Genomic DNA, 19,704 nt, shown 5'->3' with positions numbered 1-19,704 from the left:
TCCGAGTTGCGAGATGAGTTCCGTGCGGTTGTGGCCTCCCACCTGTCAGATACTGCATGCTGGCCGAATATGCACGCCTCCCGTGCGAGGCTTCACCTGCACATCGAATTGCGTACAACCGAGTGGAGCCTAAATAGATGGTGAATGTCGAGGAGGACGGTGTTCCACTCAGCCGGCTTGTGAAGACCTTGGGCTCGGCCGTCGTCCGCGTTCTCTCGACCCCCGGGCTGGAGACGGCTTTCGCCTGCGAGGTGATCGTTTACGACCCCGTCAATCCGCCTGTCATACGGCGGGGGGACGTGGTGCTGGCGGTCGGCGTCCACGCTCCGTCGGAGCAGGCCGTCGAGCTGCTCGAAGCGGCGGGCGTGGCGCAGGCGGCCGCGGTCGTGGTCAAGTCGACCGACGTGGGGGCGTCTCGACTGCGAAGCACTGCCGAGGGTGCCTGCGTCACGTTGATGGAGCTGCCGAAGGCGATGCGATGGGAGCAGATCAGCGTCCTGATGCGGCACGCCATCACGGCTGCGCACTCATCGTCAGGAAGCCTCCAGGCAGTCGGTGACCTGTTCGGGTTCGCCAACGTCCTCGCCATGGCAGTCGGCGGTGCCGTCACCATCGAGGATGCGACGAGCCACGTGCTCGCCTACTCGACGCTGCAAGATGACGAGCTAGACACTCCACGACGCGAGGCGATTCTGGGTCGTCGGGTGCCCGAGATCTATCTCCGCCACCTCGGTGAGATGGGCGTCTTCAACGCCTTGCGGGAGTCCGACACCGTCGTCGAACTTGAGGCCGATGCCTCGCTGGGTCTGAGACGTAGGCTGGCCGTCGCGGTGCGAGCCGACGCCGAGGTGCTCGGAACCTTGTGGGCTCTTGAAGGGAAGGTGCCCCTCGGTCGCGAGGCCGAGACGGTGATGCACGATGCCGCGCGGGCGGCGTCCGCGCACCTGCTGCGTGCTCAGAGTGTCGGCTTCACACTGCAGCAGCATCGCGAGGACATGCTTCGGCAGCTGCTTGAGGACCGCGTGGACGTACGGACCGCGGCCGACGCTCTGGGCATTGACGCCGACCTCCCGGCTGCGGTCATGGGGATCGCGCTCGACTCCCGCGGCACGCTGCCGGCCGATCACCACGCCTACCGCAGGATCGACGAGCTCATCAACGCCCGCGCTATGGCCTTCCGGTGGCACGTGTCCAGCACCCTGGCGGGGGTGCGCATGCTGGCACTACTGCCGGAGCTCACCGGTGACGACTGGGCGCAGGTCGAGAACGGTATCCAGAGGCTGGCTCTGGGGCTGGCGAGCGACGCCGAGCAGGCGGGCTTCCGCGTCCGCGTGGCCTGCGGCCCGGTTGTGTCGACCCTGCATGTCGCTGCGGCCAGCACAGCGTCGGTGGACGAGATCCTTCAATGCCTGGCGCGGGAGCCTGCCCGCGGTCCCGTTGCGTCGCACGAGGAGGTCCGAGCGTCGGTGTCGGTTTACAAGGCTCTCGCTGCCCTCACGCCGATGTCAGCCCTGTGGGAGGGACCCGTGGCCCGGATCGTCGAGTACGACGCGAAACATGGCAGCGAATACGGAGTGACCCTGCGGGCGTGGCTCGACGGGTTCGGGGACGCCGGCGCGGTCGCGAAGGCGTTGAACGTGCACCGCAATACGCTGCGTTACCGTTTGCAGCGCATCGAGGCGCTCTCGGGCCTGCGACTGGACGACCCGGATGAGCGGCTGATGGCTGCCCTGCACCTACGCAAGTTATGACGTCTACGCCGACACGGTCTGACGCGACGTGATCACCTCTCGCAGCACGTCCTCCCGCACGGTGACCCCCAGCCCAGGACCTTGCGGCACCGCGACTTGACCGTCGACCAACACGAACGGCTCGGTGATGTCCTGGGCGTAGTAGCGGTCGGAGGCGGAGATGTCGCCGGGAAGCGTGAAGCCCGGGAGCGAGGCCAGGGCCAGGTTCGCGGCTCGGCCCAGACCAGTCTCGAGCATGCCGCCGCACCACACCGGCGTGTTCAGGGCGGTCGCGACGTCATGCGCCCGACGGGCCTCAAGGTAGCCACCCATCCGGCCGGCCTTGATGTTCACGACACTGCAGGCGCCGGAGTGGATGGCGGCCGCCGTGGTCGCCGACGACGTCAGCGACTCGTCCAGGCAGATCGGCGTGACGCACCGAGTGGCCAGTTCAGCGTGCAGGTCATTGGCGTCGTGCTCGAAGGGCTGTTCGATCAAGAGCAGGCCGAATGCGTCCAGCTCGGTCAGGTGGGCCAGGTCCTTGGCACGGTAAGCGGTGTTGCCGTCCACCTGAAGCGCCAGGGCACTCCCGAACGCTTCCCGCACCGCTGTGACGGGCTCGACGTCGAAGCCGGGCTGGATCTTCAATTTGACCCGACGATAGCCTTGCGCTCGGAAGTCGCCTACGACGCGCACGAGGTCCTCGACTGTGTCGGTGATGCCAACTGAAACGCCGACGTCGACCCTCTCCCGCACTCCGCCGAGGTACTCGGTCATGCTCATGCCCACTGTGCGCAGCTGCGCGTCGAGCACGGCGAGCTCCAGCGCGGCCTTCGCCATACGGTGCCCGACGATGCCGTCGGTGAGACCTGCGACCTTCGCGGCGGTGAGGTCGGGCTCGGCGAGAACGGCAGGCACGAGATAGCGCAACAGGACATGCGCAGCCCCCCTCGACGTACTCCTCGTTGTAGACCGGGTCTGCCAGCGCGACGCACTCGCCGTAGCCGGTGGCCCCGTCGGTCGTGTGGACGACGACGAGGAGGACGTCACGTCCGGTCTGCACGCCGAACGACGTACGGAACGGCGCGACCAGCGGCATCTTCAGACGCAGCAGCTCAACAGACGCTAGCTTCATCAACTTCTCCTCGCGAGTTCGACAATCAGGCCAGCGAGCAAGGCAGCTCGCTGGGGCATGGCGGTGGTGAGGACGTACTCGCCCTCGGCATGCGCGCCCGCACCCACGGCACCGAGCCCGTCCAGCGTCGGCACGCCAAGCGCCGCGGTGAAGTTGCCGTCGGACCCACCGCCCACGCGTGTCGAGCTAAGCGGTGGAAGCCCGCAGCGGCTGCTGGCCCGCTGCGCCAGGGCGTACAGGTCGGCTGCGGCCCGCTCCTCGAGCGGCGGGCGGTTGATCCCACCCTCGACCGTCACCGTGGCGCCATTCGACGGACGCAGGGCCCGCAGCGCGTGGTCGACCCGTTCCTGCTCGGCCACCGTGACGGCGCGAACGTCGACCGCGATCGACGCGGTCGCCGGGACGGTGTTCTGGGCGCTGCCAGCATCGGCCACCGTCGGCGTGACGGTGGTGCCCCCAGCGGCGTCGGCGATGCCGCCAAGGGCCAGCACAAGCTCGGCGGCGGCGACCAGTGCGTTGACGCCCATCTCCGGCTCGAGTCCGGCGTGCGCGGCTCGGCCGGTGACGTGCAGCCAATAGTTACCGACGCCCTTGCGGGCGATCTTCAAGGCGCCACCGGCCGAGGCTTCCAGCACGAGTACCGCGCTCGCTCCTTGTGCGGCGGCCTCGACGAGCTCGCGCCCGGCGGGTGAGCCGATCTCTTCATCCGCCGTCACCAGCACGACGACGGGTGGACGCGGGAGCCCGGCCTCGGCGAGTGCGGCCAGGGCGAAGAAGGCCTGGACGATACCGGCCTTCATGTCGAAGGCGCCCGGACCGGTCGCCCGGTCGTCGGTGACCGAGAACGGCCAGCGGTCCAGTGTGCCCACTGGCCAGACCGTGTCCAGGTGAGCCAGCAAAACGACCGGCGCGGCTTCGCTACGAACCTCGGGAAGGTCCCACCTGAGGGCCTTCGGCCCGCTCGTCGTCACCCATTCGGCCTGCTGGCCCAGCAGGTTCTCACCCAGGTCTGCCACCAGGTCAGCGGTGATCGCGAGAAGAGCCGGGTCGTTGGAGGGGGACTCGCTGGAGACCAAGGTGTCCAGCATCGAGACCATGGCGCCCTGCTGGGCGGCCAACCGGGCGCACACCTGCATGAGCGGATCCGGTCCGGACATCACGCGTCGTCCCCGGCGACCAGCTGGTAGCCGGTGTCGGTGACCCGGCCGACGCGCAGGCCGGAGGCGTACGCCGCGCGCAGGACCTCGCGAACAGCAGCGCGCCAGGCCCTGCCGCTAGAGGGGTCCTGCCTTCGCAAGGTCTCGTAGTCGGCCGGTATGGCGAGCATGGCTCCGGCCGACGGGTCGGCGCCGGTCGGCTGTGGCCGGCCGTCGCGTTCGACGAGCAGGGGCACCAGCTCGCCACGGATCGCGGGCGCGGCGCTTGGCCGAGAGGGCAGCGGCCTCGCCAGCGCCCAGACCGCCTCCAACCGGTCCGAGGCGTCGCCCTCGTTGATCGCGTCATCCATCGCGCCGTAGAAATCGACGTGGAATGCGGCGGCGTGAGCACCGAGCGCCCCCAGATTGAACGACGCGTTGCGGCGCACCAACGGGTCGAACGTCCAGCGCATGTCGGTGATGCCGTGGGACAAGCAGGTGTGCCGCTGCGCCAGCTTCAGGGCGTAGCCGACTCCGCGGCGCCGATGTCCGTCCACGACTCCGACCTGGTGCGAGTGCACGTGCAGCAACGGTGACCAGCCGACGAAGCCGACCGCGAACCCCACTACGTCGCGCCCTGGCTGGCTGCGGTCTAGGGCGAGGTGCACCGGGTCCCCGGCGTGCATGAGGGCCCGCAGCTCGTTGGGTGCGAGCGTGCCGCGCGGGCCCCAGACCCTGGCGCCGACCTCCGCGATCAGGCGTGCGGCGGACTCGTCCCGCGCCTCGACGATGGTGATCTGCGCGCGGTCTGCTGCCTCCCGGGCATCGCGCTCGGCCCCGGTCACCGCGGACTCAGCGAGCTCGTCCGGGATAGCCGCGTCGTCCCGCGCCCGACTGTCCGGTGGTGGCGCGGTGTGCGGCATATCGGGTCCTTTCGCCGGGAGCGGTTGGCGACCCATCCTTCCTCGGGCCGTCCGGTGCCGCTTCGTGCAAAGGTGACAACTCTCGGACGAAAAGCCTGTGCAATCGGCAAACCTTTCGAGACGTTGGTCTCCCCTAGGCTCGCCGCACCCGACGGCACCCTGACGTCCATCTCGCCCACCTTGAAGGATCACTGATGGCCAACGCACCGAGCGGACCACATCCCACTGACACCGTTCACATCGATATCGACGGGGACACCCGGCTCCGTCAGCTGGGCTACAGGCCACGGCTCGAGCGGGGCCTGACGACGATCGGCTCGGTAATCCTTACGTTGTCGGACATCACGCCGGCAGGCTCGCTGCTGATCGTCGGGCTTGCCGTGGTTGCGGTGGCCGGCACCGGGTCGGTGCTCGCCTACCTCGCCGGTGCGACGTTGGCCGTGATGGTCGCCCTGTGTATGGCTGAGCTGGGCGCGCTCTATCCGATCGCCGGCGGCATCTACTCGATCGTGGCCCGGGTGCTTGGCACGTGGGCCGCCTTTCTCACCCTGCTCAGCTACGTCGTGCAGGCGATCTTCCTCCCCGCGAGTATCGCGCTCGGCGTGGGCATCTACCTCAACTCACTCAACGACGTATTTCCGGTCAACCTCTCTGCCGCCATCGCCATGGTCATTGTCACTGGCCTGGCGATGCTGAAGATTCACGTCAACGCGTTGATGACCGCACTGTTCCTGGCCCTGGAGATGGTCGTCATTGTGGTCATTGCAGTGGCCGGCTTTTCCAACCCCACACAGAGCGTCTCGACCTTCCTGGACCCAATGGGGGTCGTGGACGGGACGCTGCAGTCCTTCGGGACGGGAGCTGTCGTCGCCGCAGTTGCGATCGCATTGCAGTCCGTGAACGGGTACGACGCGGCCATCTCGTTCGCCGAGGAGACGAAGGGGTCGACTCGCAACGTCGGCAAGGCGGTCCTGGTGTCCTGCCTCGTGGGCGTGGGGCTCGAACTGGCGGCGTTCCTCGGTGCAGCCTTCGGAGCTCCTGACCTCAAGGCGTTCCTGTCCTCCAGCACCCCACTCACCTACGTCGTCGAGCAGCACTGGGGCCACACCGCGGCCACGATCCTCATCATTGGAGCGGTCATCGCGTTCTTCAATGCCTGCTTGGCGATCACGCTGCAGTTCGCCCGGGTGCTTTGGGCAAGCGGTCGTGACGGCATCTGGCCGTCGCCGGTCAGCAAAGCGCTGCAAAGGCTCCTGCCTGCGACCGACGCCCCCTGGGTGGCCACCCTCGTCGTCGGCGTATGCGCCACTATCCTCTGCTTCGCCTCCGACATCGTCGCCGTCGTGACCTTCGTGTCCGTGCTCACCATCTCGATCTACGTGTTCGTCGGGGTGACCACGATCGTGAGCAGGCAACGTGACAAGACCTCGGTGCGGACGTTCCGCTTGCCGCTCTACCCAGTGCCGCCGGTGCTTGCGATCCTGGGCGCTTTGCTGGCGTTGAGCCAGCAGGCCAGGAAGGATCTCATCGCCGTTGCGATCATCTATGCACTGGGGCTCGCATACTACTTCTTCTACCTGCGCTCCCGCCGGGACGCGATGGCCGCCCTGCGCGAGCCGCAGGTCACCGACTGAAAGGGCACCGATGACGAATCCAACCGCTCTCCAGCGTCTGCAAAACCGCGGCCTCACTGTCCCCGCAGAGGACGAGGCCCCGCTCGAACAGTACTGGGCCAAGATGTTGCGGCTGCGCGGCGAGGTGGACGAGTCCCTGCTGGCCGACCACGAGATCGCCGTGACCTGGCGAGCAGTGGAGGAGCAGGCATGAGCGACCTCGCAGCGCTGCCGGTGCACGAGCTGGCTCCGATGCTCGAGTCCGGTCAAGTGTCTCCGGTCGAGGTGACCGTTGCCGTGCTAGAGAACATGGGGCGTCACGACGACACGCTGAAAGCCTATATAGACGTCTACCGTGACGACGCTCTCAACGAAGCTAGGAAGGCCGAGTCCGAGATCTCCGGCGGCCACTACCGGGGCGCGCTGCACGGCGTACCGCTGGCCATCAAGGACAACATCTACTTCGCCGACCGGGTCACCACCATGGGGTCGAAGATCCACGGCAGCTTCGTCTCCAGCACCAACGCCACCGTGGTCGACCGGCTCTCCGAGGCGGGCGCCGTGTTCCTCGGCAAGCTCAACATGCACGAGTACGCGTTGGGTGGCACGACGGACAACCGCTACTACGGCACCTGCCGCAACCCGTGGGACCTCGACAAGAGCCCGGGCGGCTCGAGCGGCGGTTCGGCCGCTGCGCTCGCGAGCAACATGGCGACCGCGGCGCTCGGGTCGGACACCTCCGGCTCGATCCGCATCCCGGCCGCGTTCTGCGGCATCGTCGGGCTGAAGCCGACGTACGGACGGGTCAGCCGGTTCGGCTGCTTCCCGGAGGCCTGGACGTTGGACCACGTCGGTCCGATGACTCGCAGCGTCAAGGACGCGGCCGTCATGCTCGACGCGATCAGCGGCTACGACCCGCGCGACCCCGGGTCCCTGAACCTGCCGGGCACCACCACTGCCGGCTCCCTGCGGACCAGCCTCGAGGGCGTCACCATCGGTGTCGTCGAGGACTTCTACTTCAGCGACGTGGACGACGAGATCGCCCGCTCCGTCCGCGCAGGCATCGAGTCGCTGCGTGGCCTGGGCGCGGAGGTTCGGACGATCAGCATCCCGGGGCTCAAGGACGCGGAGTACGCGCTCACCATCATTGACACCAGCGAGACCAGCACAGTGCACCGCGCGAACCTGCGCGACCGTCCGCAGGACTACAGCGACGACGTGCGGCTGCTCCTCGAGTGCGGAGAGCTGCCGTCAGCTGTCGACTACCTGGAGGCGCAGCAGATCCGGCGGCATCTTCGCGCAGAGGTGCAAGCCGCCTTCGCCGAGGTCGACGTGATCGCGGGTCCCACGCTACCGATCCGCACGCCAACGATCGGCTCCGAGACGGCGCTCCTCAATGGCAAGGAGGTGGACGCTTTGGAGAACCTGATCCGGCTCGTAGGCCCAGCCAGCCTGCTGGGTCTCCCTACCTTGTCGGTGCCGTGCGGTCTTGTCGAGGGACTCCCCGTGGGGATGCAGATCATCGGTCCCGCACGCGGGGAGCAGAGCGTGCTGGACGTCGGGCACCTGCTCGAATCGACTGAGCCTCTCGGATCGCGACGAGCGACGGCCTACCTCGACCGTTAGACGGCGACTGCCACGCGGCGCGACGTCCGATTGACCAGTTCCTCGCTCCGGCTGTGCACATCACTTGCGATCGGTCGCTCTTGCCCTGGACGCGCGCAGGTGGGCGCGTCGAACCGCCGCCTATCGGCAAGTGCCGTTTACCGGATGTGCCGATGAGCGGACGTGCCGAAGCCCTTTGGCGCGGTCGGCGAGCGCTCTTACTGGTTGTGTCCCATTTCTCACAACCGGTGAAGGTGGCGCCCCGCACAACATACGCACAACCGATGAGCGGGCACGCGCCGTAGCGCCCGCCCGCCTGGGGCTGCTGCTCACTGTCGATAGGTGACGCTCTCGGAGATCCGGATGATCTGGTCACGGGTGAAGCTCCGGCAACAACGACGCCTGCTTCGAGCTGCGCGCCGCGCCGACCGTGCCCTGCAGCCTGCAGGGGCCTGCAGCGAGAGCGTTTGCCCGCTGGAGGTCTGTGCTTCGAGGAACGACGTCTGATCTCCGGCCGCGGCTGGCTGGCGACCAACCTGCGCCGGCGCATCGTTGATCGTCAGGTCGCCACGTCAGGGGCGCCGTACTCAGAAAGGTTCGCGCTGAACCTCGGGCCGCCGGCCGGACGCTCACCAAGTTCGACGACTGCAATGTCGAGGCGACAGAAGCCGAGATCCCAACCATCGACGCCGATATGCCCCTCCTGCAACTCGAGCACGACAACCTTGCACGCGCTCGACCCTGCCCCCGTCGAGTAGGCGCCCGCGTCCCGTCGAACAGACGCATGGGAGAGGTCACTCGGCGGGCACGGGCCGGACCGTGCTGAACAGCAGGGAGTACTCCTCGAGCCCTCGTACGGCGAGGTCGGCGGCCGCCGCGGTGTCGACCCTGATGGCGGCCGCCACGCTCCGGCTCTCGGCCAGCGCGGCCGCATCGCTCCATATCGTCTCGCTGACGGTGCGGCCCGTGCGCTGCTGCGCGACGAAGAGCGCGCCGCAGAAGCCCGCGGTCTCGGTGAGCCACGGGACGGCGGTGTCCTCGTAGGCGGCGACCACCGTGTCGAGCTGGGAGGGGTCCGCGTCAGCGCGCGTCACCCGGACCCCGCCCCCCGATGCCCAGGGGGCCACCCTCACCACGCTCGCAACCCGGTAGGTCTCCACGGAGACCGTGCCACTGGCGCGGTCAGCAGCGGTCTCCCGGGTCGAACGCACGTGCTTGTCGCTCTCCCGCATCGCGTCGGCTGACACCCAGAAGCTGTGCACCACCGCGACTCCGAGCGTGCTGTTGACCTTCAGCGACATGCCGAGATTGCCGGGCTCGCCCTCGACGAGCTTGCGCGCGTCGGTCTCGACGAAACGGACGGCCTCCTCGAGCCGTGCCGGGTCGGCCGTGATCAGGGTGGCTCGCAACTGCATCTCGACTCCCGTGGACGGTCCCGAGCGCTGGCAGGGTGGAGACTCCAACGTGCCGGTCGGGCGGTCCGCCTGTCATCCCGCGTACATGGGATCGCCGGAGCCACGCGGGCGGTGTCCGGCGACGGACGCCCCAGCGCGCTTCACGGCCCCGTGAAAGCATCCCCGTACGCTGCCAGGGTCCTGAGCCGAAGAGTCCCGCGCACATTCCACAGGAACTCGTCCTTCACCCCGCACCCAACGAGCAGTACACCTGCCTCTAGGCGCTCAGCCGCACCAGGCGATGAGGCTATGGAAACGTCCGCTCATGCCGCGATCCGCGCAGGTGATGGGACACGCGCTCTCAGATGATCGGGTGGCTCAGAGACCTGGGGAGACCCCGGTTCCAGAGCAGACGGCTCACTGACATCTTCCGTCTCGATCCCGTTTGGACTACGGGCCCGGCATCCGCACCGCCTCAGGACATCTCGTGACCTGGGGCGGTGCCTCTTTGCACCCGTGAGCGTCGAGTCACGCGAACAGGGGATGCCCGGCCCGGGTCCCCACTCCTAGTCTCGATGCGTGACGGTGACGACGGGTCTGGTGGGAGCGGGAAGGCGAGCCGGGGTCTTTGCGTCCGCCCTTGCCGCGTCGCCGGACCTCGAGTTCGTGGGCGTGTGGACGCGACGGACCCTCGCCGCGGAGGAGTTCGCCAAGCGGTACGACGTCTCGGTGTTCGCCGATTTCGTGGATCTGCTCGACGCGTGTGAGGCGGTCTGCTTCGCCGTGCCACCTGCCGTCCAGGGTGAGCTCGCCGGCATCGCCGCCAGGGCCGGGAAGAGTGTGCTGCTGGAGGTGCCGATCGCGTGGGACCTCGCTGACGCCGAGCGACTGACCGAGACGGTGGTCGCCGCCGGCGTCGTCTCTCAGGTCGCCTTCACGTGGCGGTACACCGCGGAGGTCCAGCGGTTCCTCCAGGCACACGGTCCGGACCGACGACCCCGAGGCGGTGGTTGCCGGGTCGTCAAGGTGCACAGGGACCAGCCTGCGCAGGCCGACCGGTGGCGAGGTGAACGTGGCCTCCTGTTCGATGTCGGCCCGCACGTCGCGGATCTCCTCGACGCCGCCATGGGACCGGTCGTCGACGTGGACGCCGAGGACGACGAGAACGCCTGGGTCACCCTGAGGCTGGAGCACCGGCTGGTCGGGCCCTCCGAGTCGACGTTGGGGTCGAGCAGCACGATCGACTATGACGAGGCTGTGTTCGAGTTCGTCGGGGCGGACGGCAAGACATCGGTCGACTGCTCCGATGCCGAGCGCACGGCCGACTACGCCACCATGTTCGCCGAGTTCGCCAACGCCGCACGGACCGGCGAGGCGCACGCACTCGACGTCAACCGGGGCCTGCACATCCAGCGGGTCATCGAGGCCGCCGACACCAAGCTCCGCATGGGCCGTTGAGGCGCACCGGGTGCGTTCGGTGGATCTCGCCCAGGGCTCCTCAGCCCGCGGTCGGTCCCCCTGGGCGGAGGCGAGCATCGCCTGCTCGGCACGGATGGCCGAGATCGCCGCCACCAACGCTTGGGAAGGACTGACCATCAATGGTGCGGCGCGCGACACCCCTGCTGGGCCTCCCTCGACATCGGCGTCAAGGCGCGGGGCACCAACCCCCGCAAGAGCCTCAAGCACGGGCCGGTAAACAGAACGTCGTGGTCGCCTTCGGCGGCGGCATCTTCACGCCGGGGTCGCACGTGGTCACCCACCCGGTCGTCCCGGACTCCGCGCCCGGCGCCCTGCGGCTGCGAGACCCTTTCGACCGTGTGGACTTGGCCGACGACCGCCTCGAGGCTCGGGTTTGACCCACTCCGTCACGTCACCGCCTGCGGTAGTGCTCAGCCAGGGCTAGCGTCGAGACTCCGAGAGCCTCGTCGTGTCAGCGGCGAGCGCACCCTAACCTCGCGCTAGGTCGTCGCGTGAGGTGCTCCATGTCCACCCCAACGCGGCTCTTCCCGTTCCGGCCGATGCCGATGACCACCGCACAGCTTGCTGCGGTGCTGAGGCGTCCACTTCCTCACCGCCGACGTCGACGATGCGTACGGATGCTTGCGGCCAGATCTCGTGGGCCGATCCCCCTCCCGAGTGCCGAGCTCGACGCCGTCTCCCGGCTGACCAGGGATGATCGGGCCATCATCGGCTTTCCACCGGAACGAGACCGGACTTGGTAGCTCCCTGGTCATCGCCGGGTGTCCGAGGAGAGGACGCGGCGATGGCGTGGTCGATGAGGACGGCGGCGATGGCGGCGGCGGTGGGGAAGGAATCGCTGTCGAGGACCTGGCTCCGAGCCGCGGCGCCGTCGAGAAGCATCGCCAGTTGCTCGCCGAGCTGTTCGGGGTCGGTGGCGCCCGCCTCGCGGGCGGTCTCGGTGAGCCGCGCGGCTACGGCGGTCTTGTAGTCGCGGGCGTACTGGGATGCCGGGTGCTGGGGGTCGTGCAGCTCGACGGACGCCGCGATGTAGGGGCACATGGGCGTGGACGCGGGCATGTCGAAGGCGGTGAGGAGCCGTTCGCGAGGGGTGAGGTCGGCGCGGTCGAACACGCCGGGCATGACGTCGGGATCGACGTTGCGCAGGTACTCGGCGACCAGCTCGTCCTTGGTGGCGAAGTGCTGGTAGGCCGTGCGCTTGGACACCTGGGCCACGGCGCTGAGCTGTTCCATGCCGGTGCGGTTGATGCCCTGGTCGCGGAACAGCTGCTGTGAGGCGCTGAGGATGCGCTCGCGTGCGCCCCTGCCCCGGCGCCGGCCCAGAGGGCCCTTCTCCAGCTCCGTCATACCTCCAGCGTAGACCGTTGGGTACGCACCGGTCTACATAGCTTGCGCACGCGCCACGTCGTGCGTACGTTACATACACAGTCCGGTGTACCTAAGGAGCTGGACTGTTCGGAACACCAACCAGCAACGGAGTGATCATGGGAAAGCTCGATGGCAAGGTAGCGGTGATCACCGGCGGGTCCACCGGCATGGCACTGGCCGGCGCCCAGCTGTTCGTCGAGGAAGGCGCGCACGTCTTCATCCAGGCCCGGCGGCAGGACGCACTGGACGACGCGGTCAGGCTGATCGGTCGCAACGTCACCGCCGTCCAGGGTGACGCGTCCGACCTGGACGACCTGGACCGCTTGTACGCCACCGTCCAGCGGGAGAAGGGCTCGATCGACGTGCTGTGGGCCAGCGCCGGGATGGGTGAGCCTGCCGTCCTCGGCGAGATCACCGAGGAACAGTTCGACCGTGCCTTCTCGCTCAACGCGCGCGGCACCCTGTTCACCGTGCAGAAGGCACTGCCGCTGATCAACGACAACGGCTCGATCTTCATGACCGGGTCCAACGCCTCCCTCGGCGCCTTTCCCGGCTGGAGCCTCTACGCGGGAAGCAAGGCCGTCCAGCAGGCCTGGGCCCGTGTCTGGCTCAACGAGCTGCGCGACCGCAAGATCCGGGTGAACGTCCTGACCCCCGGCCAGGTCGCCACCGCCAAGCAGGAAGAACTGTTCGACGCGGCAACCATGGCCGCGTTCGAGTCCCTCATCCCCCGCGGAGAGATGGGCCGGCCCGAGGAGATCGCGACTGTCGCCCTGTTCCTCGCCTCCGACGACTCCAGCTACGTCAACGGAGTGGAACTGGTCACCGACGGCGGCATGACTGCCCTCTGAACCACCCACGCCACCGCCGAGCGGCAGGGCGCCACCTCGCGCCTCGCGTCGGCACGCTGCCACGGGCAGCTGCGTACCAGGGGCTAGCGATCACCGGATGCCCTCGTCCCGTGGTCCTGACCTGGCCCAGCACGAACGAGACAGAGCGACACCTCGAAGACAGAAGAGAGCACACATCATGAGCCGCATCACCCTCATCGGTACGGGGAACATGGCCCGCACCATCGGCACGCTCGCGGTAGCGGGCGGCAACACCGTCGAGGTCATGGGACGCGACCAGTCCAAGGCCGATGACCTGGCCAAGGCCCTGGGCGGCGACGCGACGACGGGCACGTGGGGCGCCGTCCCGGCAGGTGACATCGTCATCACGGCCGTGCTGTACGACGGTGTCGTTCCGGTCGTCGTCGAGTACGGAGACGCCCTCGAGGGCAAGGTCATCGTCGACATCAGCAACCCCTTCAACGCCACGTTCGACGGACTGGCCCACAGCGAGGAGACCTCGATTGCGCGGGAAGTCGCCAACGTGGCCCCGGCCGGCGCCAGCGTGGTGAAGGCGTTCAACACCATCTTCCGCAAGGTCCTGGAGGAGGGTCGACCCGACGTCTTCATGGCCGGGGACGATGCGCAGGCCAAGGCGGGCGTAGCGGCATTCATCGAGAGCATCGGGCTGCGCCCGCTGGACGTCGGCGGCCTGAAGATGGCGCACTGGCTGGAAGGAGTGGGCGTGGTCACGGTGGGCCTCGCCAGCAACGGGGTGGGCCACTGGGACTTCGCCCTCGGCGTCGATGAACTCACCGGCTGAGCCCCACGTCCGAGCAGTCTTGCCGCGGGACGCTGACACCTGCCTGACCCGGCCGGTGGGGCCGTCGATGCACTCGTGCATCAGGTCGGCGGGGCTTCCCGGCGCCGAACCTGAGGCGACACGGTGCCGAGGTGAGGTCGTCGGAATCGGGTGAGGCGTCCGCGGGACCGCGTGCCCGATGATCGAGGACGACTCGGTGTCGGAGGAGGATAGGCGTGTTCGACACCGTCGTCTTCGCGGGTCTGGCGGCGTACTTCGCATCCGCCTCTCATGCACTGGCGGGCCGGTGGGTCTTTGCGCCGCGACCAGGACGCAGGGGCGCGCCGAGAAGACCTGTGGGAGTCTGAGGTCGTGGACCTGCCTCGCGCTGACGTCGATCCCGGTGGACTGCTGGAGTACTCCGTCGTCTTCACGGACCGTTCGCTGAACCACATGTCGAAGCGCTTCGTCGCGGTCATGCAGGACATCGTTGAGGTGCTCCGCACGACCTACCAGGCCCAGACCCTCGCGGTCGTCCCAGGTGGTGGCACGTACGCCATGGAGGCGGTCGCCCGGCAGCTGGCGACCGGCCGCCGATGCCTCGTCGTCCGCAACGGCTTCTTCTCCTACCGCTGGTCGCAGATCTTCGATGCCGGGTCCATTCCGGCCGAAGCCCCCGTCCTGTTCGCCCGACCGACGTCCGACGAGCGGCACGCACCATGGGTACCGCCTCCGATCGGCGATGTGGTCGAGACCATCGAGCGCACCCGTCCCGAGGTGGTCTTCGCGGCGCACGTGGAGACGGCCGCCGGGATCGTGCTGCCCGACGACTACCTCCGTGCCGTCGCTGCGGCGACCCATGATGTCGGGGGGCTGTTCGTCCTTGACTGCATCGCGTCGGGGGCGCTCTGGGTGAACATGGCCGATCTCGGAATCGATGTCCTCCTCACGGCTCCGCAGAAAGGCTGGAGCGGCTCGCCGTGCGCGGGCTTCGTGATCCTCAGGGAGGCCGGCCGGGCGGCCGTCGAGTCGAGCACCTCGACGAGCTTCGCCGCCGATCTCCGGCAGTGGCTCACGATCACCGAGGCCTACTCCGAGGGACGCACCCCCTACCACGCAACGATGCCGACAGACGCGTTGGCGCACAACGCTGCACTCATGCGCGAGACCCACGACGCTGGGCTTGCCGACCTGTGCCGAGCCCAGATCGTCCTGGGGACGCGAGTCCGCGCCGCGCTGGCCAAACGCGGGTTCCCGTCCGTCGCCGCCGACGGATTCGCGGCACCCAGCGTGGTGGTCGCGTTCACCGACGACCCGGACATCCGTAGCGGGGCCAAACTGAAAGACCTGGGCATGCAGGTGGCCGCTGGCGTGCCGCTCAAGTGCGGCGAAGGCGACGACTTCTCGACCTTCCGGATCGGACTGTTCGGGCTCGACAAGCTCACCGATGTCGACAGCACGGTGGAACGCCTCGAGGCACGCCTCGACCAACTCGTCCGCTGATTCCCCCGCTGGAGGAAGTCCGTCGGAATGGCACCCGGCCAAGACGTCACCCGGCCCCGGTGCATCGACTCACGTGACGAGTAGCAACCGGCCTCTGGGACCGGCGACCCGAAGCATGTGCCGTCAGCGGCCGGCGTCAGGGGTGGCTCAGCGGTGCCCCGGTCCGGAGTGAGACGACGATGTCGTGGATCGCTCGGGTGACGGCGGCGGCGTGCGCTGGGTCGTCCACGAAGGACGCGTGGGTCGCCCCTGGCTCGACGCGATGGACGCTGTTGCTCGACAGCGTGACCATCTTGTCCTGGTCAGCCATCCATCCCTTGGAGTTGTCGACGGTGGCGGTCAGGACGATCAATGGCTTCGCATCCAGGGTGCGGAGTGTCCCGGCCTCGGCCTCGGACCGGTTCGCGACGCCGAACTCATCGAGGAACCCGGCCATCTCCTTCCCGGAGGCTGCAGTCGAACGTGCATCGTCGCGGTACTTCGGCGGCAGATACGCGTAGTCGCTGTTGGCGAGGAACCAACCGAGGCCCACGTGGGAAGTGGTCGCGATCAGCGAGGTCGCATGCTTCAGGACGCTGTAGGAAGCCGCCTTCGGTGCCGACACGGGGGTGTCGTGGGCGGCGGTGGAGTCGACCAGGACGAGACCGGCGACTTCATCGGGGTACTTCGCGGCATACGTCCTCACGTACAGCCCGCCGAACGAGTGCCCGGCCAGCACGTAGGGACCCGGAACGTGCGCGCGGTTCAGCAGCGTGTGGAGATCGGTGGCGATCTGGGCAGCATCGGGCGGGCTCGCGGCAGGATCACTCCAGCCCCGCCCTGCCCGGTCGTACACGCACACCCGGGTGTCGCGGGCTACCGCGGGCGCGATCAGTCCCATCGAGGCTGCCGAGCCACCACCGCCGGGCTCCAGGACCACGGTCGGGCGGCGTGAACCGTGGCACTCCAGGTGGAGGCGGTACGGTCCGACGTCGACGAGCTGCCCGCGCATGGCGACCACCGGTGCGGCGGACTGAGCGATCCTCTCGTACACCCCGCCCAGAGCGAGGAGCACCAGGACGACCAGCACCGGGTTCAGCAGCCACACCCTGGCCCGGCTGTGCATCGTGCGCTTGGCGCGGATCCACATCCAGACCACCAAGATCACCAGAGCGGGCGGCCAGACCCAGCCCAGGTCGTCCACCACGGCGCCCGGGGCCACGAGCAGCAACGCACCAGCCACCGCCATGAAGATCGCGGGCACTACGGCCCAGCGTTGAGGTTGGTCGGTGAACCGTGTGGACAGCACCGCCAAGAGCGCCCACCCGAGCGCCCACCCGAGCAGCACCATCGCGGTGGAGAAGTCCACATCCACCGAGGCGACTGGCAGGAACGGGAGCACGACCGCCGCTGCGAACCCAGCTGCCAGCGAACCGGCCACGACTCTCCCCAGGTGCGTACGCCGTGACGCCGGCACGGGGGGCGGGACCGGGTCGTCACTCGTGGGCGCAGTCTCGCTTCGCAACGTCATGTCGACCACCTCGGCTTGCCAGGTATGCGCACCCCCGCCCTTCGAGCATGGTCCAAACGGCAGGGCAGGGACATGACTCGACCGGGGCGCACGCAGTGCCATCCGGACGGCGACTGGCGTTCCCGGCCCGGCGGACGCTCGTACGGGCAAGGCACCATGGCAGGCATGTCCCTGCTCACCCCCACGCTGCACACCGACCGGCTGCGGCTGCGCCCCTTCACCACCGAGGACGCGGACGCCCTGTTCGCGCTGCACAGCAGCGCCTCCGTGCTGCGCTACTGGAACTCTCCGCCCTGGACCGAGCCGGCGCGCGCCGACCGCTTCCTCGTGGCCTGCCGGCAGATGGCGGAGGACGGCAGCGGGGCACGGCTGGCCCTGGACCGCGTCTCCGACGCGACGTTCCTCGGCTGGTGCTCCCTGACCCGGTGGAACCCGGACTACCACAGCGCGGCGATGGGCTACTGCCTCGAGGAGGCGGCCTGGGGCCACGGCTACGCGACCGAGGCCGCCCGCGCCGTGCTGCAGTGGGCGTTCGACACGCTGGACCTGAACCGGGTGCAGGCCGAGGCCGACACGCGCAACGCGGCCTCGGCGCGTGTCCTGGAGAAGCTCGGGTTCGTGCGCGAGGGCACGCTGCGCGAGGACTGCGTGGTGAACGGAGACGTGTCGGACTCGTGGGTCTACGGGCTGCTCAGGCGGCAGTGGCAGCCGTCCTCCGGGGCAGATGCATGAGCGAGCGGGTTCGCAAGGTGGTCGTCGTCACGGGCGGCTCGCAGGGCATCGGGGCCGGCCTCGTGGCCGGCTACCGGCGGCAGGGCTGGGCGGTCGTGGCGACCTCGCGCACGATCGTGCCGGCCAGCGACGCGGACCTGCTCACGATCGACGGAGACATCTCCGATCCCGCCACCGCCGACCGCGTCGTCGAGGGCGCCTTGGAGAGGTTCGGCCGCATCGACACCCTCGTCAACAACGCCGGCGTGTACGTCGCCAAGCCGTTCACCGACTACACGGCCGCCGACTACGCGCGAGCTGTCGGCGTCAACCTGGCCGGGTTCTTCTGGCTCACCCAGCGCGTCATCACCGCGATGCTCGAGCGACGCAGCGGCCACGTCGTCAACGTCTCGGCCACGCTCGCGGACTTCGCCGACTCCCAGACACCCGCCGTCCTCACCGCGCTGACCAAGGGCGGTCTCGCCTCCGCCACCAGGTCCCTGGCCATCGAGTACGCCGCGCACGGCATCCGGGTCAACGCGGTCTCGCCGGGCGTCATCCAGACCCCGGAACATGCGCCGGAGTCCTACGACTCCCTTGCGGCGCTCCACCCCTGGGACGGGTCGGCCAGGTCAGCGACGTCGTCGACGGCATCCTCTACCTGGAGTCGGCCCCGTTCGTCACCGGACAGATCCTGCACCTCGACGGCGGCCAGAGCGCGGGCCGCTGAGGACACTGTCGGAGGGTTGTCGACCACCCGGGCGTCGTACCTCGGTTAGTTTCGAGTCGGTTCGACAGCGACGGGAGAGCGATGACACCGGAACAGCGCGAAGGCGTGACCTTCGAGACGACCTTGAGCTCGAGCGGGAACAACACCGGCATCCCTGTGCCGGAGCAGGTCATCGAGCAGCTGGGGCACGGCAGACGTCCGCCGGTGCTGGTGACGGTGAACGGGTACGAGTACCGCAGCACGGTTGCCGTCATGGGTGGTCGACACCTCATCGGTGTCAGTGCTGCGATCCGCGAGGCGACCGGGCTGAGGGGCGGCGACGCGATCTCCGTGACCCTGAAGGTCGCCGACACCCCGCGGGAGGTGGAGGTGCCCCCGGACTTCGCTGCTGCGATGGAGCAGGCAGCGCCCGCCCGACAGTTCTTCGACGGGCTCTCCAACAGCCTGCGGCGCTATCACGTGGACAACATCAACGCCGCCAAGGCTCCGGAGACCCGGCAACGACGTGTGGAGAAGGCGGTCGCGCTCTTCCTGGCAGGCAAGCAGCGGTGAGCCTCGTGACCTGGCAGGACCTGTGCATGGACGCGGTCGACGTCGACCTCCAGACCCGGTTCTGGGCCGAGGTGAGCGGGCTCGAGGTCGCGGACGGTGAACCACCGGCCCGGCTCGGCGGGGCGACGTCGCGGCACACCCTGTGGGTGAACCCGGTCGACCGGCCGCACCGGGTCAAGAACCGCGTCCACCTCGACGTGGACTGCGGATCGGTCGACGACCTGACCGCCCTCGGTGCCCGGGTGCTGGCGCCGGCGTCGGAGAACGCCTTCGGGTGGAACGTGATGGCCGACCCGGAGGGCAACGAGTTCTGCGCGTTCGTGCGACCCCCGGACCGGCTGCCGGCGTACCGGATCCACGGGATCGGGATCGACTGCGCCGATCCCGAGGCCCTCGCTCGCTGGTGGGGCGGGCTGTTCGGGGTCGAGCCGACGCGCGAGCCCGGGGACGACTGGTGGACGCTGAGCGGGGTGGCGGTCGACGAGCGGATGACGCTGGACTTCGCTCCGGTGCCCGAGCCGCGCACCGAGCCCAACCGCGTGCACTGGGACGTCGTCGGTCGCGTCGAGGACCTGCTCGCCCGCGGGGCGACGTACCTGTGGGAGCAGCCGCACTGGACCGTGCTGGCCGACCCCGAGGGCAACGAGTTCTGCGTCTTCCCGCCGGGCTGAGCGGACGGCCCG

Annotated in this window: 19 protein-coding genes; 12 read left to right on the top strand and 7 right to left on the bottom strand. The window is 68.7% G+C overall.

Going from position 1 to position 19,704, the window contains the following annotated elements:
- Positions 1-137: 137 nt before the first annotated feature.
- The gene (locus tag KRR39_RS20815; protein WP_216939312.1) at positions 138-1,751 is read left to right on the top strand and encodes a PucR family transcriptional regulator; all 1,614 of its coding nucleotides are present in this window, start codon (positions 138-140) and stop codon (positions 1,749-1,751) included.
- 3 nt (positions 1,752-1,754) lie between these two features.
- On the opposite strand, the gene menC is transcribed toward KRR39_RS20815, so the two are convergent.
- The 3 genes from menC to KRR39_RS20800 form a co-directional block, all read right to left on the bottom strand.
- Entirely contained in the window at positions 1,755-2,660 is a 906-nt protein-coding gene (gene menC / locus KRR39_RS20810) for an o-succinylbenzoate synthase (protein ID WP_254185307.1), read from the bottom strand.
- Positions 2,661-2,864: 204 nt separating this feature from the next.
- Positions 2,865-3,962: a M20 family metallopeptidase gene (locus tag KRR39_RS20805; RefSeq protein ID WP_254185306.1), complete on the bottom strand. Its 1,098-nt coding sequence runs from the start codon at positions 3,960-3,962 to the stop codon at positions 2,865-2,867.
- A 59-nt stretch (positions 3,963-4,021) separates the two neighbouring features.
- Positions 4,022-4,924, bottom strand: coding sequence for a hypothetical protein (locus tag KRR39_RS20800; protein ID WP_216939310.1), 903 nt, complete (start codon positions 4,922-4,924; stop codon positions 4,022-4,024).
- A gap of 194 nt (positions 4,925-5,118) precedes the next feature.
- On the opposite strand from KRR39_RS20800, the gene KRR39_RS20795 reads away from it, so the two are divergent.
- The 3 genes from KRR39_RS20795 to KRR39_RS20785 are packed head-to-tail and all read left to right on the top strand — an operon-like array spanning position 5,119 to position 8,163.
- Positions 5,119-6,558 (top strand): APC family permease, encoded by a 1,440-nt coding sequence (locus KRR39_RS20795; RefSeq protein WP_216939309.1) that lies wholly within the window; start codon positions 5,119-5,121, stop codon positions 6,556-6,558.
- Positions 6,559-6,568: 10 nt separating this feature from the next.
- Positions 6,569-6,751 (top strand): hypothetical protein, encoded by a 183-nt coding sequence (locus KRR39_RS20790; protein WP_216939308.1) that lies wholly within the window; start codon positions 6,569-6,571, stop codon positions 6,749-6,751.
- Positions 6,748-8,163 (top strand): amidase, encoded by a 1,416-nt coding sequence (locus KRR39_RS20785; protein ID WP_216939307.1) that lies wholly within the window; start codon positions 6,748-6,750, stop codon positions 8,161-8,163. Before KRR39_RS20790 ends, KRR39_RS20785 begins: the two co-directional genes overlap by 4 nt.
- Before the next feature lie 538 nt (positions 8,164-8,701).
- Here KRR39_RS20785 and KRR39_RS20780 read toward each other — a convergent pair.
- Positions 8,702-8,860 carry a hypothetical protein gene (locus KRR39_RS20780; RefSeq protein WP_216939306.1) on the bottom strand — a complete coding sequence of 53 codons (159 nt, stop codon included), beginning with the start codon at positions 8,858-8,860 and terminating at the stop codon, positions 8,702-8,704.
- A gap of 76 nt (positions 8,861-8,936) precedes the next feature.
- On the bottom strand, positions 8,937-9,557 hold the full coding sequence (locus KRR39_RS20775; RefSeq protein ID WP_216939305.1) for an antibiotic biosynthesis monooxygenase: 621 nt from the start codon (positions 9,555-9,557) through the stop codon (positions 8,937-8,939).
- Between the two features lie 558 nt (positions 9,558-10,115).
- Between KRR39_RS20775 and KRR39_RS20770 the strand changes: the two genes are divergently transcribed.
- Complete coding sequence (locus KRR39_RS20770; RefSeq protein ID WP_216939304.1) at positions 10,116-10,994, top strand: Gfo/Idh/MocA family protein; 879 nt, start codon at positions 10,116-10,118, stop codon at positions 10,992-10,994.
- Positions 10,995-11,720: 726 nt separating this feature from the next.
- Here KRR39_RS20770 and KRR39_RS20765 read toward each other — a convergent pair.
- Positions 11,721-12,362 (bottom strand): TetR/AcrR family transcriptional regulator, encoded by a 642-nt coding sequence (locus KRR39_RS20765; RefSeq protein WP_216939303.1) that lies wholly within the window; start codon positions 12,360-12,362, stop codon positions 11,721-11,723.
- A 137-nt stretch (positions 12,363-12,499) separates the two neighbouring features.
- Between KRR39_RS20765 and KRR39_RS20760 the strand changes: the two genes are divergently transcribed.
- From KRR39_RS20760 to KRR39_RS20750, 3 genes are all read left to right on the top strand, one after another.
- Positions 12,500-13,234, top strand: coding sequence for an SDR family NAD(P)-dependent oxidoreductase (locus KRR39_RS20760; protein ID WP_216939302.1), 735 nt, complete (start codon positions 12,500-12,502; stop codon positions 13,232-13,234).
- A gap of 178 nt (positions 13,235-13,412) precedes the next feature.
- Positions 13,413-14,036 (top strand): NADPH-dependent F420 reductase, encoded by a 624-nt coding sequence (locus tag KRR39_RS20755; protein ID WP_216939301.1) that lies wholly within the window; start codon positions 13,413-13,415, stop codon positions 14,034-14,036.
- A gap of 351 nt (positions 14,037-14,387) precedes the next feature.
- Positions 14,388-15,518: an aminotransferase class V-fold PLP-dependent enzyme gene (locus KRR39_RS20750; protein WP_216939300.1), complete on the top strand. Its 1,131-nt coding sequence runs from the start codon at positions 14,388-14,390 to the stop codon at positions 15,516-15,518.
- A gap of 136 nt (positions 15,519-15,654) precedes the next feature.
- Here the strand turns inward: KRR39_RS20750 and KRR39_RS20745 are convergent, their stop codons facing one another.
- Entirely contained in the window at positions 15,655-16,938 is a 1,284-nt protein-coding gene (locus KRR39_RS20745; RefSeq protein ID WP_216939299.1) for an alpha/beta hydrolase, read from the bottom strand.
- A 255-nt stretch (positions 16,939-17,193) separates the two neighbouring features.
- On the opposite strand from KRR39_RS20745, the gene KRR39_RS20740 reads away from it, so the two are divergent.
- The 4 genes from KRR39_RS20740 to KRR39_RS20725 are packed head-to-tail and all read left to right on the top strand — an operon-like array spanning position 17,194 to position 19,692.
- Positions 17,194-17,760: a GNAT family N-acetyltransferase gene (locus KRR39_RS20740; protein ID WP_254185305.1), complete on the top strand. Its 567-nt coding sequence runs from the start codon at positions 17,194-17,196 to the stop codon at positions 17,758-17,760.
- Positions 17,757-18,518, top strand: coding sequence for an SDR family NAD(P)-dependent oxidoreductase (locus KRR39_RS20735; RefSeq protein WP_254185304.1), 762 nt, complete (start codon positions 17,757-17,759; stop codon positions 18,516-18,518). Before KRR39_RS20740 ends, KRR39_RS20735 begins: the two co-directional genes overlap by 4 nt.
- Before the next feature lie 56 nt (positions 18,519-18,574).
- On the top strand, positions 18,575-19,021 hold the full coding sequence (locus tag KRR39_RS20730; protein ID WP_254185303.1) for a YdeI/OmpD-associated family protein: 447 nt from the start codon (positions 18,575-18,577) through the stop codon (positions 19,019-19,021).
- The gene (locus tag KRR39_RS20725) at positions 19,018-19,692 is read left to right on the top strand and encodes a VOC family protein (protein WP_216939296.1); all 675 of its coding nucleotides are present in this window, start codon (positions 19,018-19,020) and stop codon (positions 19,690-19,692) included. The genes KRR39_RS20730 and KRR39_RS20725 overlap by 4 nt, the downstream gene beginning before the upstream one ends.
- The last annotated feature ends 12 nt before the right edge of the window (positions 19,693-19,704 follow it).

Source organism: Nocardioides panacis, assembly GCF_019039255.1.
GTDB lineage: Bacteria > Actinomycetota > Actinomycetes > Propionibacteriales > Nocardioidaceae > Nocardioides_B > Nocardioides_B panacis.
This window is presented reverse-complemented; position numbering and strand designations above follow the sequence as displayed.